The organism is Variovorax sp. IB41 (assembly GCF_016405905.1).
In the GTDB taxonomy this organism is placed as follows: Bacteria; Pseudomonadota; Gammaproteobacteria; order Burkholderiales; family Burkholderiaceae_C; genus Variovorax.
The window spans coordinates 287,875-301,806 of record NZ_JAEFCB010000001.1; the positions used below are offsets into that span (position 1 = coordinate 287,875).

Below are 13,932 nucleotides of genomic sequence, written 5' to 3' on the forward strand. Positions count from 1 at the left end.
AGAGAGGTCTCCTGTTGGTCTTCTTGTTCCGCACATTCGCCTGCGGACGGGCGGCACACCGGGGGCGCGCCAGTTCACTCTGTGTGCACTTTCTGACAGCGCGCTTACCCGTTACCGGTGGAGACCAGAAGGCCTGCAAGGCACCGGCGCGTCGTAAGCTCCGGCGTCGCGTTGCGCGCTCCCGCGTAATGAATTCGTTGCAAGTCTTCCCCTTCCTTCTCCTCTCCATGATCCGAACGTTCCTGCGTATCTCCGGCCGCCTCGTCGCGTCGCTCGCCGTGCTGCTCTCGGCCGCGTGGGCCTGCGCGGCCCTGTGGTACCAGCTGCCGGCAACGCCGGCCGTCAAGATCGCGGCCGGCGTGCTCTGGGCCGGCTTCGGCCTCGCGGCGATCGCGCTGCTGTGGCGCGGCAGGGCCGCGCGCGCCCTGCTCTCGTATGCCGTGGGGTTCGCCATGGTGCTGGCCTGGTGGGGCACCATCCTGCCGTCGCAAAACCGCGTCTGGTCCGACGATGTGGCGAGGCAGCTCGTCGCGCGCGTCGAGGGGAACAAGGTCATGATGGAGAACGTGCGCAACTTCGACTGGCGCACCGACACCGACTACACCCCGCGCTGGGAAACCCGCCGCTACGACCTCGACCGCCTGCGCTCGGTCGATGTGTCGCTCTCGTACTGGAGCGGCCCGGCCATCGCGCACACGCTCGTCTCATTCGGCTTCGACGACGGCCAGTTCGTCACCTTCTCCATCGAGATCCGCAAGGAGCGCGGTGAGAGCTTCTCGTCCATCGGCGGCTTCTTCAAGCAGTTCGAGACCAGCCTCGTCGCGGCCGACGAGCACGACATCCTGCGCGTGCGCACCAACGTGCGCGGCGAAGACGTCTACATGTACCGCGTGCGCCTGCCGCAATCGGAGATGCGCTCGCTCTTCCTCGGCTACCTCGGCGAAGGCGCGGCGCTGGTGCAAGCGCCGAACTTCTACAACACGCTCACCGCCAACTGCACGACCATCGTGTACGCGCTCGCCAAGCATGTCGTGCCGGGCCTGCCGATGGACTGGCGGCTGCTGGCTTCGGGCTACCTGCCCGAGTACCTGCACGACGTCGGCGCCCTGACGCCGCGCCTGGACATGGAAGAACTTCGCGCGGCCGGTCGCATCACCGAGCGTGCGCGCGCCTACGACGCCAACCCCGGCACGGAAAGCTTCTCGCAAGCCATCCGGAACGACTTGCCCGGTGTCGAAATGGCAGTCGATGCCGGGGCCAGGCCATGACGGCTTCGCGCTTGCTCGCGCTGCCAGCGCTGCTCTGCGCCGCCGTGTTGCTGCTGACCGGCTGCGCGGGCGTCACCGTCGGCTCGATCTCGCCGGCCGAATACCTCGCGCAACGCCGCGGCGACGTGCTCACCACCGGCAAGCTCAGCACCTCGGCGCAGGAGGTACTGCGCGTGATCGGCTCGGACGCCGATCTGTGCCGCAAGAACGGCCAGGCCTGCCGCCAGTCGCTGGCCGACTCGTCCGGCATCACCGACGAACAGCGCCTGTCCGCGCTCTCGGAGGTCTGGCTGCAGGTGGCGCTCGCGGCCGGAAAGAACGGCGGCGCGAGCGCTGGACCTTCAGCGCCCGAGACCATCGAGGCATGGCTGGAGAGCGCGCGCCATGCCTACGCGTACCTTTTCTTCACCGCGCGCAAGCCGCGCGACCGGGCCTTCGAAGACCGCCAGACGCAGGTGCGCGACTACTACAACTACGCGGTGCAACAGGCCATCACCGGCCTCTTCCGGCGCTACCGCCAGGACGGCCGCCCGGACGACAGCGCGCTGCCGCGCGTGCCGCAGGTGGGCGACTGGCGCATTGACGTCGACCTCTCCGCGCTCGAGCTGCGCCCCGACGACCCGGTGCCGCAGGAGCTGATCCCCGCCGCCTCGCTCACCTTCTCTGGCCTTCGCAACACCTACCGGCGCGACGGCTTCGGCGCCGAGCTGGTGGTGGCGACCAACCAGCCGGCTGTCGCGCCCCACCCTGCGACCACCACGGCCGAAGACGACACCCCGCCCTACAGCGAAATGCCCTTCCCCGGCCTCACCGCGCTCGTGCGCTTCGAGGGCGCGGACCTGCGCGCGGTGCTCGCCACGCACACCGCGCGCATCGTGGTGTTCGACCCCTACCGCACCTCGACCACGCGCCTCGCGGAGCAGGACATTCCGCTCGCGGCCAACTTCACCTCCGGCTACGGCCTCTGGCTCGCGCGCTCGGACTTCGCGCGGCAGGCGCTGCGCAGCCTGTTCGGCAGCGCCGACGGGCTCACCCGGCCGCGCATCTACCTCATGCAGCCCTACGACCCGAACCGCCGCACGGTCATCATGCTGCACGGCCTGGCGAGCAGCCCCGAGGCGTGGATCAACGTGGCCAACGAGGTGCTGGGCGACGAAACGCTGCGCCGCCGCTACCAGATCTGGCAGGTCTACTACCCGACGAACGCGCCGCTGCCGATCAACAACTTCGCGATCCGCCAGGCCATCACCGAGACGCTGGCGCACTTCGATCCCAGCGGCCAGGCTGAGGCCTCGCGCAACATCACGCTGATCGGGCACAGCATGGGCGGCGTGCTCTCGCGCCTGTTGTTGTCCTCGTCGGGCGACAAGCTGTGGGACGCGCTCCTCACCAGCTACCCCATGCAGGGCGCGCAGCAGCAGCGCATCGAGCAGCGGCTTGCGCCTTACCTGCGCTTCGAGCCGCTGCCGCAGGTGAGCGATGCGATCTTCATCGCCTCGCCGCACCGCGGCACGCCGTTCGCCAACAACCGCGTGGCGCGCTGGGTGGCCAACCTCATCACGCTGCCGGTGGCGATGCTGGGGCAGCTGAACGACATGTCGCGCGAGCTCATGCGCATCGCGCCCGGCAAGCAGGACATCGGGCCGCTGCGCATTCCCAACAGCATCGACAACCTGAGCGACCGCGACGCCTTCGTGCAGATGTCCTCGGGCCTGCCGATGAACCCGCGCGTGCGCTTCCACTCGATCATCGGCAACGACACGCCCGGCGTCGTGCAGGCGCTGTCGAGCGACGGCATCGTGCCCTACGAGAGCGCGCACCTGGAGGGCGCCGCCTCCGAGCTGGTGCTGTCGTCGGCGCACAGCGTGCAGGAGAACCCGCTGGCGATCCTGGAGATACGGCGAATCCTCCAGGAGCAGTTGCTGCTGACACCACGTTGTCAGGACATCCCTGTCAAGCTTCCTGGCGTGGGCGCGGCCGAAGGGCCGCCCTGCTCACCATGAAACGCGATGAAGCAAGACGAGGAAACCCAGTGACCCATTCAGCCACCGTTCAAAACTACTCCGCCGCATGGGCCCAGGCCACTGAACGGGACATCCGCGAGGCGCTCGCGCTGTGCTGGACACCCGCGAGCACCTACACCGACCCGATCACCCCGACAGCCACCGGCCCCGAGGAACTGGCCGCGGTCATCCTCGACTTCCGCGCACGCTATCCCGGCGCCTTCATCGTGCCTGCCAGCCAGCTGGACGTGCACCATGCGGTCGGCCGTTTCGCGTGGCTCCTGAAATCGCCGGCGCCGCTGGAGGTCGACGGCACGGCCTATGGCCTGGAGATGGACGGCTTCGACTACGTAGAGTTCTCGCAGGACGGCAGCCGCATCCTCAAGATCACCGGTTTCTTTGGTCCCCTGCGAGCAGGGTGAACGTAATACGGGCGTGCGTTAATAGCGCCCCATGGACAACTTGCAAGCATTGCAGTCGCTCGGCATCACGCTGCCGAGCCCGGCCTACATCTTCGGCGCCGTCCTGTTCGGCCTCGCGGGCATCGCGGCCTACCGGTGGGGCAAGCGCTCCGGCCGCCGGCGCAGCAAGTGGCTCGGCGTGGCGTTGATGCTCTACCCCTATGCGGTCCCGTGGACCTGGTTGCTCTACGTCGTCGGCATCGCGCTGTGCGCGGGCGTCTTCATCGACCACGACTGAAGCTGCGGCGCCGCCCAAAAAAAACGGGCCCGAAGGCCCGTTAAAAGTCGTCCATCAGGCTGGCAGGAAGACAACCCGACTCCGACTCACCTCGAACTCATCCAGTCCGACCTTCCCGGTTTGTTATCCGGGCTCCAGTGTTTCTTCGAGCGCAGCAGTTGCCGCAACGGGCGAGCGCCATCCCAGTTCCGGCGCGATGCGGCGCGCGATGTCGTCCAGGATCTGCGCGTACTCCTCGCTCGCGAAGTTGTAGGGCAGTTCCACGCGCAGCTCGCTCACCTGCGGCAGCACCGGGTCCTTGCGCAACCGCGCCAGGATTTCATCGGACGTGCCCACCAGGTCCGTCGCGAAAAGCGTGCGCCGCTCGCCCTGCGGCGTGAGCGTGCGCTCGATGCGGCCGGCGGCGAACTCGCGGTAGCGCAGTCGCGTGGCCGCATCGGCGCCATCGAGCGGCACGATCACGCGGCCCAGCGCCACCCGTCCCGCGCGCGGCCCGGCTTCGCTCGCGCGGTAGCGTTCGATGAGCGCCGACTGCGCCTGCAGGAAATCGTCCGTGTGCTCGCCCGAGAGCACGTTGCCCAGGAGCAGGTTGAAGCCGTTGCGCCCCGCCCATTCGGCCGAGCGCAGCGACCCGCCGCCGTACCAGAGCCGGTCGACCAGCCCGGGCGCATAGGGCTGCACGCGCGGCCGCACACGCCCGCCGGCCGACTCGACGAAGGTGTCGTCGTCGCCGAGCAGCACGTCTTCGAGGTTGGCCCTCAGGCGCGCCACGCGCTTGTGCGTGAAGTCGATGGTGTTGGGCGCCGCGTCGTAGAAGCGGCTGCCCAAGAGCGCGCCGTGCGGCGGCACGCCCGCGCTCAGGCCCACCTGCAGCCGGCCGCGCGAAAGCACGTCGACGGTGGCCAGGTCTTCGGCCAGGCGAAACGGGTTTTCATAACCCATCTGGATCACCGCGGCGCCCAGTTCGATGCGGCGCGTGCGCTGCGTCGCGGCCGCCAGGATGGTCGTGGCCGATGACACGCCGCGCTCCAGGTGGCGCTGCCGCACCCAGGCACTGTCGAAGCCGCGCCGCTCGCCGAACTCGAAGAGCGCAAGCGCCGCCTCGAGGCCGGCCAGCGGATTCGCCTCGGCGTAGTTGCCGGGCGTGAGAAAACCGATGTGATGGATCGCCATGGCGTCGCCCTTCTCGTTCAGAACTTGGGCAGGCCGGGCGGATTGATTTCGGACTTCGGCAGCGCCTCTTCTGCCAGGCTCCAGCGCGCGAGCGCCTTGCCGTAGGTGCCGCTGAGGATCAGGTTGTTGGCCGCGACGCTCAGCGCCGTGGCCAGGCCGCTGCCCTTGCGCGTGGCAATCGCCACGTCGGACTTCAGCGGCCAGCCCGCGTTCACCGTGCCGACCAGCCGCAGCTGCCCGTTCTTGGCGGACTCGTAGGCCTGCGGCGCGTTGGGGTTGAAGTTGGCATCGACGCGTTTCGTGGTCACCGCCAGCCAGCGCGTCACATCGTCGTCGTAGTACTGGATCGCGACCGGCTTCAGGCCCGCGGCCACGTTCTGCCGGTCCCATTCGAGCAGGATGCGTTCCTGGTTCGTGCCCGCGCCGGTCGTGAGCTTCAGGCCCGCCACGTCCTTCGGCTCCTTGATGGACTTGATGGCGCTGTCCGTGCGCACATAGAAGCCGTGCAGGCCGAGGCGGTAGGTGGAGAAGTCGAACTTCTCCTTGCGCTGCTCGGTCACGCCCACGTTGGAGATCACCGCGTCGTACTTGCCCGAGGCCAGGCCCAGCGGCCAGTCGGGCCATGCGACGGGCTGCAGTTCGAGCTTCAGGCCCAGCGATTCGGCGATGAGGAGCGCGAAATCGGGGTCGAAGCCGACCACGGTCTTCGCATCGGTGGCGTAGGTGGAGATGGGCGGCGCGAACGGCGCGATCGCGATGGTCAGCACGCCCTCCTTCACGAACTTGAAGCTGGGCGGAATGGCGTTGACCGCCTCCGCGTCCTTGCCCGTGTGCAGACGGCCCTTCTGCTCGGGGCTGAAGTCGAACTTGTCGGCGGCGTGTGCCGTCGCCATCACCGTCGTCATCGCGATGAAACCGAAGGCGAGCAATGCTGCGCCGGCTTTGCTTCTGAAAGACATGGTGGCGCGGCCTCAGTTCTTCGGCAGGCCGGGCGGGTTGGTGCGCGCCACCTCGATCGCCTCGGAGCCCAGGCTCCAGCGCGAGAGCGCCTTCGCGTAGTTGCCGTTCTTGATCTGCGCGTTCAGCGAAACCGTGATGGCCTCGGCGATGCCCGAGCCCTTGCGCGAGGTCACGGCGATCTCGGCATTCAGCGGCCAGCCGCCGGAGACCAGGCCCGCGAGCCGCGTCTTGCCGTCGCGCGCCTCGTAGGCCGCGATGGCGTTGGGGCCGACATACGCATCGGCGCGGCCCGACTGCAGCGCCAGGCGCTGCACCACATCGTCGTCGTAGTACTGGATCTCCACGGGCTTCAGGCCCGCCGCCACGTTCTGCTTGTTCCAGCGCAGGAGGATCTGCTCCTGGTTCGTGCTGGCCGCGACGATGAGCTTCAGGCCCGCGATGTCCTTCGGCTCCTTGATCGCGCCCAGCTTGCTGTCGGACTTCACGTAGATGCCCAGCTGGTCGTTGCGGTAGGTGGAGAAATCGAACTTCTCCTTGCGCTCCTCGGTCACCGTGACGTTGGACACCACCACGTCGAACTTGCCCGACTGAAGGCCCAGCGGCCAGTCGGCCCACGCGGTGGAGACGAGCTCGAGCTTGCGCCCGAGGCTGTCGGCCACCAGCTGCGCGATGTCGGGGGCATTGCCCACCGGCGTCTTCGTGTCGGTCGCATACGCAGCGAACGGCAGGCGTCCGGTGGTGGTGCCGACGACGAGAACGCCCTCCTTCTGGAACTTGAAGTCCTTGGCGAGCCTGATGGCCTCGTCCAGCTTCTGCGCGCGCGGCCGGCCGGCCTGCTCGGGGCTCAGGTCGGTGGCGGGCTGCGCCGAGGCCGCCAGGGGAAGCAGCAGCAGCATGGCGGCGCCCAGAAGCGCGGAGAGGAGGTTCTTGCGATGGATCATGGGAAGAATTTCAGTCAGGGGAAAAATGGGTCAAAGCACCTTGGCCAGGAACTCGGCCGTGCGCGGATGCGAGGGCGCGTTGAACACCTTGTCGGGCGTGCCGGTCTCCAGGATGCGGCCCTGCTCCATGAAGACGATGGTGTCGGCCACCTCGCGGGCAAAGCCGATCTCGTGCGTCACGATGACCAGCGTGGTGCCCGAGCGCGCGAGCTCCTTGATGACGGCCAGCACCTCGCCCACCAGCTCGGGGTCCAGCGCGGAGGTCGGCTCGTCGAACAGCAGCACCTTGGGCTTGAGCGCGAGCGCGCGGGCGATGGCCACGCGCTGCTGCTGGCCGCCCGAGAGCTGGCGCGGATAGGCATGCGTCTTGTCGCCCAGGCCCACGCGCACCAGCAGCTCCGACGCCAGCGCCTCGGCCTCCCCGCGTGCCAGGCCGCGCACCGACACCGGCGCCTCGACGATGTTCTCCAGCACCGTCAAGTGCGGGAAGAGGTTGAAGTTCTGGAACACCATGCCGACGTCGACGCGGCGCCGCAGGATCTCCTTCTCGTGCAGCTCGTACAGCGTGTCTTCGTCGCGCCGGTAGCCGATGAGCTCGCCGTCGATCGCGATGAAGCCGTCGTCCACGCGCTCCAGGTGGTTGATGGAACGCAGCAGCGTCGACTTGCCCGAGCCCGACTGCCCGAGGATCACCGTCACGCTGCCTTGCGGCACGGTGAGCGTCACGTCGTCGAGCACCTTGAGCGCGCCGAAGCTCTTGGACACGCCATGGATCGTGACCTCGCCGCCCAGCGTGAGCGGATCGGTCCAGCGCGGCACCAGCACCGGTGCGGGCGGCGAAGACACCACCGCTTCGGTCGCCACCGGCGCCTTCGACCGCCAGAGCCCGCGTGCCACGCCGGCCAGGCGCGAGCGCGGCGGATTGCGCAGCGCACCGCGCGAGAAATGCCGCTCGATGTAGTGCTGCGCGACCGACAGCACCGTGAGGATCACCAGGTACCAGACCGTGGCCACCATCAGGAGCGGAATCACTTCCAGGTTGCGCCGGTAGATGATCTGGATCGTGTAGAACAGCTCGGGCAGCGCGAGGATGTAGAGGTTCGACGTGCCCTTGGCCAGGCCGATGATGTCGTTGAACGCCGTGGGCAGGATGGTGCGCATCGCCTGCGGCAGCACGATGCGAAAGGCCTGCCGCCTGCGCGAAAGTCCCAGCGCCGCCGCCGCCTCGAGCTGCCCCTGCTCCACCGAAAGAATGCCGCCGCGCACGATCTCCGAGGCGAAGGCCGCCTGGTTCAGCGTGAGGCCCAGCAGCGCCGCGATGAACGGACTGATCAGCTGCGTGGTCGGGTACGAGAAGAAGGTGATGTCGGTGCCCGGAATGCCCAGCGCCACCGTCTCGTAGAGATAGCCCAGGTTGTTGATGATCAGCAGCAGCACGATGATCGGCACCGACCGGAAGAGCCAGGTGAACACCCACGACAGCCGCGCCAGCAGCGGCGAACGCGAGACCCGCGCAAGCGCCAGGCCCGTGCCCAGCACGAAGCCGAAGACCGCGCCCAGCGCCGTCAGCAACAGCGTGCGGCCCAGCCCGGCGAGCACCGGCTCGGCGAAGAACCACTGCGCGAAAACGCCCCAGCCCCAGCGCGGATTGGTCAGTACCGAATGCAGCACGATGCCGATGAGCAGCACCGCGAACACCGTGCCCACCGTGCGCGCCGGGTACTTGGCGGGCACCACGCGGAAGTGCGAGTAGTCGCCCTTTGCAGGCGCGGCCTGCTGTGGCGCCGAAGGCTCGGGCCGGGCCACGGGGCGAGCCGGCGCCGGGTTGCGCGGCTCGGGGCCCACGTCGAGGAGGGTGGTCGTGTTCATCGCTGCGCAGCCTCGCTCGACGCCGCGGCGTGTTGGCCATGGTGTCGCGGCACAAGCAGATGCTTCTCGAACGGCAGCTTGCGCGGCGTCTCGGGGTCCACCGCTTCCTCGAACAGCGCGGTGTAGCCATGGCCGCGGTACAGGCCCACAGCCTCGGGCTGGCGAAAGCCGGTCGTGAGATAGATGCGCTCGTAGCTCTGGCGCCGTACCAGTGCCTCCAGCTCCAGCAGCACCTTGCTCGCAAGGCCTTGCCGGCGCAGGTCGGTGCGCGTCCACACGCGCTTGAGTTCCGCGGTGCGCTCGTCATGCCGCATGAAGGCGCCGCCGCCGATGGCGATGCCGTCCCGCAGCAGCAGCACGAAGTTGCCGTGCGGCGGTGCGAACACCTCGGGCGGATAGCGGTCGATTTCTCGCGGCGCGCCGGGCTCGCGCAGCACGTCGCCGTAGCGGCTGTCGTACTCGAAGCTCAGGCCTTCCAGCAGCGGCTGGGCGCGCGGATCGAGCGGCGTGGTGTAGACGAACTGCTCGCTCATCACGCGGCCTTTCGTGCGGCGTCGATGGCGTTGCCCGCGCTCGCATGGCGGCTCGCCTTGCGCGGCAGGCCGAGGTGATCGCGCAGCGTCTGCCCGGGCAGCTCGCGCTGGTAGCGGCCGCGCGCCACCAGCACCGGAACGACGAACTCGATGAAGTCGTCCAGCCCCTGCCCCAGCACCGGAAAGCCGAGGATGAAACCGTCGGCCGCGCCCTCGTCCACCCAGCGGATGATCTCGCCGGCAATGCGCTCGCCCGTGCCCACGAACTGCGTGCGCGGCGTGGCGACTTCGAGCGCCACTTCGCGCAGCGTCTGGCCACCGGCCTTCGCCTTGGCCTTGATGCGGTCGGTGGTCGAGCGAAAGCTGTTGCGGCCGATATCGCCCAGTTCGGGGAAGGCCTCGTCCAGCGGGTACTGGCTGAAATCGTGGTGATCGAAGAAGCGGCCGAGGTACGCCAATGCTTCCTCGATGGTCAGCAGTTCGCGGATCGCGCGGTACTTGGCCTCGGCCTCCTCCTCGGTGGCCGCGACGACGGGACCGATGCCGGGAAAGATCTTCACGTCGTCGGCCTGCCGGCCTTGCGCCACCGCGCTGGCCTTCACCTGCTTGAGAAAGGCGCGTGTCTCCTCGATGGAGGGCGAATGGGTGAACACCGCATCCGCGTACTTGCCCGCGAGGCCCACGCCCGCGTCCGACGAGCCGGCCTGGAAGATCACCGGCTGCCCCTGCGGCGAACGCTGGATGTTCAGCGGCCCCGCCACCTGGAAGAAACGCCCCTTGTGGTCCAGCGCGTGCAGCTTCTCGCGGTCGAAGAACTGGCCGCTCTCCCGGTTGCGCGTGAAGGCGTCGTCGTCCCAGCTGTCCCACAGGCCCTGCGTGATCGCGAGGTATTCGTCGGCGATCTCGTAGCGCAGCGCATGCTCGGGGTGCACGCGGCTGTAGTTCTTCGCGCTGCCTTCCAGCGGCGTGGTCACCACGTTCCAGCCCGCGCGCCCGCCGCTGATCAGGTCGAGCGATGCGAACTGGCGCGCCACGGTGAACGGGTCGCTGTACGAGCTGGAGACCGTGCCCGCCAGGCCGATCTTCGAGGTGACCGTCGCGAGCGCCGACAGGATCGAGATCGGCTCGAAGCGGTTGAGGAAGTGCGGGATCGACTTCTCGTTGATGTAGAGCCCGTCCGCCACGAAGGCGAAGGCGATGCCGTTGTCTTCGGCTTTCTTCGCGGTGCGCACGAAAAAGTCGAGGTTCACGCTGGCATCGGCCGGACCGCCCGGGTGCTTCCATGAATTCATGTGGCTGCCGGCCCCTTGCAGCATGACGCCGAACTTGATGTTGCTCATCGCGGTGTGTTCTTCTGGAGGTGGAAAGGAAAACTGGTGAAGGCGCTCAGGCCAGCGCGGGTTCGCGCGCCTGGGCCAGCAGCTCGACGGCGGTGGCGCGCTCGGCAAAACCGGCCACGGGGATGTCGATGACGAACTCCTCGATGCCGTAGCGCTCGCTCAGCGCATCGAGCGCGTCGCGCACCTCGTCGGCCGTGCCTGCGATCACATGCGGACGCCGTTCTTCGGTGCGGTAGTCGGTCACGCCGGCCTGCCGCGCGAACTCGGCGGCGGCTTCGAGACTCCCGAGGTTCACGCTCTGCCCGCTCGGCAGATGCACCTTGAAGCTGCGCAGCGCGCCGACGAGTTCGGCCGCCTTCTCGTGCGTCTCGGCCGCGAAGGCGAAGAGCGCGAGCAAGGGCGCGCGGCCGGTGGCCGAGCGGTAGGCCTCGATGGACTGCCCGATGTTCACCGGGTCGCCATTGAAATGGCCCGCGTAGACGAACTCCCAGCCCAGGCGCGCCGCGAGCGTCGCGCTCTCCGGCGTGCCGCCGAGCAGCACGCGCTGCGGCAACTGCGGCGGATTCGGCGTGGCGACCGCACCGGCCAGCGCATGGTCCGCGGCGACGCCGTCATGCAGGAATGCATCGAGCTCGGCGAGGCGAAGCGCGAAGTCTTCTTTCTGCTTCACCGGATCGTGCAACCACTGCAGCGCCCTGCTGGTGAGCGGCAGCCCGCCGGGCGCCTTGCCGACGCCCAGGTCCACGCGGCCCGGCGCGAGCGACGCGAGCACACGGAAGGTCTCCGCGACCTTGAACGGGCTGTAGTGCTGAAGCATGACGCCGCCGGTGCCCACGCGGATGCGCGAGGTCTTCGCGAGCACATGCGAGGCCAGCACTTCGGGCGCCGAGCCCGCATAGCCGCGGTTGCCGTGATGCTCCGCGAGCCAGTAGCGGCGGTAGCCCAGGCGCTCGGCGCTCTGGGCCAGCGCGATCGTGTGCTGGAACGCCTGGGCGGCGTCGGCGCCTTCGGGGATCAGGCTCTTGTCGAGGAGGGACAGCGAATAGGACACGGTGTGCAGCAATGACGCCCTTGAAAGAATTGCTGCGAATTCTCTTGGGCATCACGCGCACCGCTTGCGCTGATTTCCTCTATCGATATCTGCATATTGTTCAGGGGCGCGCTGCTCACCACGAATGCGGCAGCAAGGCCGGCGCGGCCGCCGCGTGAAACCGGCGCATGGCCCGGATCGGCACATAGCCATGCGGCGCGCGACGCGCCACCTCGTGCGGCGAAGACGGCGCAATGCGCCACGTCGCCGTGGTCAGCGCGACGACAAGGCGGGCTTGTGCCGCCGGGGAAACATAGGAACTGCGCTGTGGCATGGGTAACTTCCGGATGAACGCTGCGGGGATTCTGCGCAGCCGCCCCGGGATCGCAAAGACGGATTGCGAGTTACCTGATGCAGAAAATTCCACCTGCCGCGGCACGCCGTGACTACGATGCCCCTACGCCAATCCACAAGGAGCACAGACATGTCCAACCACGTCTACAAGTCCCTCGAGCTGACCGGCTCGTCGCCCGTCGGCATCGAGGACGCGGTGCAGACCGCCATCGCCAAGGCCCACGAGACGGTGCGCAACATCCAGTGGTTCACCGTCACCGAGATGCGCGGCCATGTGGTGGACGGCAAGATCGCGCACTGGCAGGTGACGGTGAAGATCGGGTTCACGCTGGAGTAGCGCGCACCCGGCTTCGCGCTGCGGCCTCAGTCCGCGATCACGTGCAGGCTGTGGTTCTCGCGGTGCGCCCGCGCACACATGCGCGAGAGCGCCAGCAGGAACTCGAACACCGCCGGCTTGCCCGAGCAGGCCGGGGCGACCGCCATGATCTCCTTGCGGAACACGGCCACCTCGCGCCCGGCGATCACCATTTCGGCGGAGGCGCCGTAGTAGTGCTTCCAGAACGTCTGCAGGGTGCCGCTGTCCAGCTCGTCGATGACCAGCGAATAGCCGTCCTCCCAGACGGTCTCTTCCATAGCGAGGCTGTGCAGGCCCGGCATGTCGGGCCCGACGCCTTCGGGCACCTGGATGATTCGACGCATGCCGGATGCTATTGGCAATTGCCGGGTGCGCCGGCGAGTTCGGGAAACTCCGTGACCACCGTGCCGTTGGCCGCGCCCTCGATGATGAGGCGGCCGCACTTCTCGCCGGCCGTGCCGACCACCTGGCCGAGGTTGGCGTCGTAGCGGATGCGGTTGTCGGGCTGGACCACGCGGGTCTTGTTGACCGCGCCCTGCACCATCCGGCAGAAGTTCTGCGCCGCGGCCGCGTTGGTGCAGTACTGCGGCAGCAGCTGGCTCGCGCCCGAGGTCGCGGTGCAATGGCGCGCGAAGATGTGCTGGTAGCCGGCCGGCGTGACGACGCACTGCGCATCGACGAGGGCGGCTTCGGGCGCCGACGCGAGGCCTTGGCAACCGCTCAGGAAGGCCAGCGCCGCGGCGCACAGCAAGGCAAGTTGGTTCGTTCTTTTCATGATCGTCGCCCTCAGCGAAATTTGATGATGTAGTTGATCGACAGGTTCTTCGGCCGCGTCTCCGAGGTGAGGCGCGCGGGCTTGTTCGGCACCGTGGTCTCCAGGTCGCCCGAGGACTGCCCCGCCGCATTGCCGCTCTGCGACACCGCGGCCAGCGTGACGGCCTTGTAGGTGTGGGTGTGCGTCTGCATCGCATCGCACTGGTAGGAGCCCACGCCGTTGACGGTGCCGCTGCCCGTGGGGCCGATGCGCGCCGCCGCATCCGGGTCCATGCCCGAGCCGGCGTCGTTGCCGCGCAGGAACAGGCCCCGGTAGTCGGGAATGCAGAAGTCTTCGCTCGCGCCGCCGTACAGGTAGCCCAGCGCGGCGAAGAGCTCCGGGTACGCGCTCGCCTTGAGCTTGCGTCCGTCGCACAGCATCCAGCCCTGCTGCTCGAGGTAGCTGATCGGGATGTCGTCGCGCCGGGGCGCGGCCACCGAGTTCTGGCTCGTGCATGCGGTGTTTTTCCAGATGTTGTTGGCGTCGCCCGAAACGGGGTTCACCTGTCCGGCAAAGCCGCAGACGCTGCCGATGAGGCATGCATCGAACATGTCGAGGTCCTTTCAGCCCGGCCTTGGGCGAACGGCGGCAAC

At 68.2% G+C, this 13,932-nt stretch carries 16 protein-coding genes; 5 read left to right on the forward strand and 11 right to left on the reverse strand.

What is annotated here, in order from left to right; all coding sequences use genetic code 11:
• Window positions 1–227: 227 nt before the first annotated feature.
• Genes JC881_RS01260 through JC881_RS01275 form a run of 4 tightly spaced genes read left to right on the forward strand, consistent with a single transcriptional unit; the run spans window position 228 to window position 3,970 of the window.
• Entirely contained in the window at window positions 228–1,268 is a 1,041-nt protein-coding gene (locus tag JC881_RS01260) for an Lnb N-terminal periplasmic domain-containing protein (RefSeq protein WP_198783902.1), read from the forward strand.
• On the forward strand, window positions 1,265–3,271 hold the full coding sequence (locus JC881_RS01265; RefSeq protein WP_198783903.1) for an esterase/lipase family protein: 2,007 nt from the start codon (window positions 1,265–1,267) through the stop codon (window positions 3,269–3,271). The genes JC881_RS01260 and JC881_RS01265 overlap by 4 nt, the downstream gene beginning before the upstream one ends.
• Window positions 3,272–3,300: 29 nt before the next feature.
• Window positions 3,301–3,693, forward strand: a complete 393-nt coding sequence (locus JC881_RS01270) for a hypothetical protein (protein WP_198783904.1) — start codon at window positions 3,301–3,303, stop codon at window positions 3,691–3,693.
• Between the two features lie 31 nt (window positions 3,694–3,724).
• Entirely contained in the window at window positions 3,725–3,970 is a 246-nt protein-coding gene (locus tag JC881_RS01275; RefSeq protein ID WP_198783905.1) for a hypothetical protein, read from the forward strand.
• A gap of 123 nt (window positions 3,971–4,093) precedes the next feature.
• Here the strand turns inward: JC881_RS01275 and JC881_RS01280 are convergent, their stop codons facing one another.
• From JC881_RS01280 to JC881_RS01315, 8 genes are all read right to left on the reverse strand, one after another.
• Window positions 4,094–5,143, reverse strand: a complete 1,050-nt coding sequence (locus tag JC881_RS01280) for an LLM class flavin-dependent oxidoreductase (RefSeq protein ID WP_198783906.1) — start codon at window positions 5,141–5,143, stop codon at window positions 4,094–4,096.
• 17 nt (window positions 5,144–5,160) lie between these two features.
• Window positions 5,161–6,102 (reverse strand): ABC transporter substrate-binding protein, encoded by a 942-nt coding sequence (locus JC881_RS01285; RefSeq protein ID WP_198783907.1) that lies wholly within the window; start codon window positions 6,100–6,102, stop codon window positions 5,161–5,163.
• Between the two features lie 12 nt (window positions 6,103–6,114).
• Complete coding sequence (locus JC881_RS01290; protein WP_198783908.1) at window positions 6,115–7,044, reverse strand: ABC transporter substrate-binding protein; 930 nt, start codon at window positions 7,042–7,044, stop codon at window positions 6,115–6,117.
• A 30-nt stretch (window positions 7,045–7,074) separates the two neighbouring features.
• Window positions 7,075–8,913, reverse strand: a complete 1,839-nt coding sequence (locus tag JC881_RS32550; protein ID WP_198783909.1) for an amino acid ABC transporter permease/ATP-binding protein — start codon at window positions 8,911–8,913, stop codon at window positions 7,075–7,077.
• Window positions 8,910–9,446: a GNAT family N-acetyltransferase gene (locus tag JC881_RS01300; protein WP_198783910.1), complete on the reverse strand. Its 537-nt coding sequence runs from the start codon at window positions 9,444–9,446 to the stop codon at window positions 8,910–8,912. Before JC881_RS01300 ends, JC881_RS32550 begins: the two co-directional genes overlap by 4 nt.
• Window positions 9,446–10,786: an LLM class flavin-dependent oxidoreductase gene (locus JC881_RS01305; protein WP_198783911.1), complete on the reverse strand. Its 1,341-nt coding sequence runs from the start codon at window positions 10,784–10,786 to the stop codon at window positions 9,446–9,448. The genes JC881_RS01300 and JC881_RS01305 overlap by 1 nt, the downstream gene beginning before the upstream one ends.
• 46 nt (window positions 10,787–10,832) lie before the next feature.
• The gene (locus tag JC881_RS01310; RefSeq protein WP_198783912.1) at window positions 10,833–11,837 is read right to left on the reverse strand and encodes an LLM class flavin-dependent oxidoreductase; all 1,005 of its coding nucleotides are present in this window, start codon (window positions 11,835–11,837) and stop codon (window positions 10,833–10,835) included.
• A gap of 115 nt (window positions 11,838–11,952) precedes the next feature.
• Entirely contained in the window at window positions 11,953–12,150 is a 198-nt protein-coding gene (locus JC881_RS01315) for a hypothetical protein (RefSeq protein WP_198783913.1), read from the reverse strand.
• Window positions 12,151–12,300: 150 nt separating this feature from the next.
• Here JC881_RS01315 and JC881_RS01320 point away from each other — a divergent pair, with 150 nt between their 5' ends.
• Window positions 12,301–12,507: a dodecin gene (locus JC881_RS01320; RefSeq protein WP_198783914.1), complete on the forward strand. Its 207-nt coding sequence runs from the start codon at window positions 12,301–12,303 to the stop codon at window positions 12,505–12,507.
• A 26-nt stretch (window positions 12,508–12,533) separates the two neighbouring features.
• On the opposite strand, the gene JC881_RS01325 is transcribed toward JC881_RS01320, so the two are convergent.
• The 3 genes from JC881_RS01325 to JC881_RS01335 are packed head-to-tail and all read right to left on the reverse strand — an operon-like array spanning window position 12,534 to window position 13,890.
• The gene (locus JC881_RS01325; RefSeq protein WP_198783915.1) at window positions 12,534–12,869 is read right to left on the reverse strand and encodes a hypothetical protein; all 336 of its coding nucleotides are present in this window, start codon (window positions 12,867–12,869) and stop codon (window positions 12,534–12,536) included.
• Window positions 12,870–12,877: 8 nt separating this feature from the next.
• Window positions 12,878–13,300, reverse strand: a complete 423-nt coding sequence (locus JC881_RS01330) for a hypothetical protein (RefSeq protein WP_198783916.1) — start codon at window positions 13,298–13,300, stop codon at window positions 12,878–12,880.
• 11 nt (window positions 13,301–13,311) lie between these two features.
• Window positions 13,312–13,890: a tail fiber protein gene (locus JC881_RS01335; RefSeq protein ID WP_198783917.1), complete on the reverse strand. Its 579-nt coding sequence runs from the start codon at window positions 13,888–13,890 to the stop codon at window positions 13,312–13,314.
• Window positions 13,891–13,932: the final 42 nt, after the last annotated feature.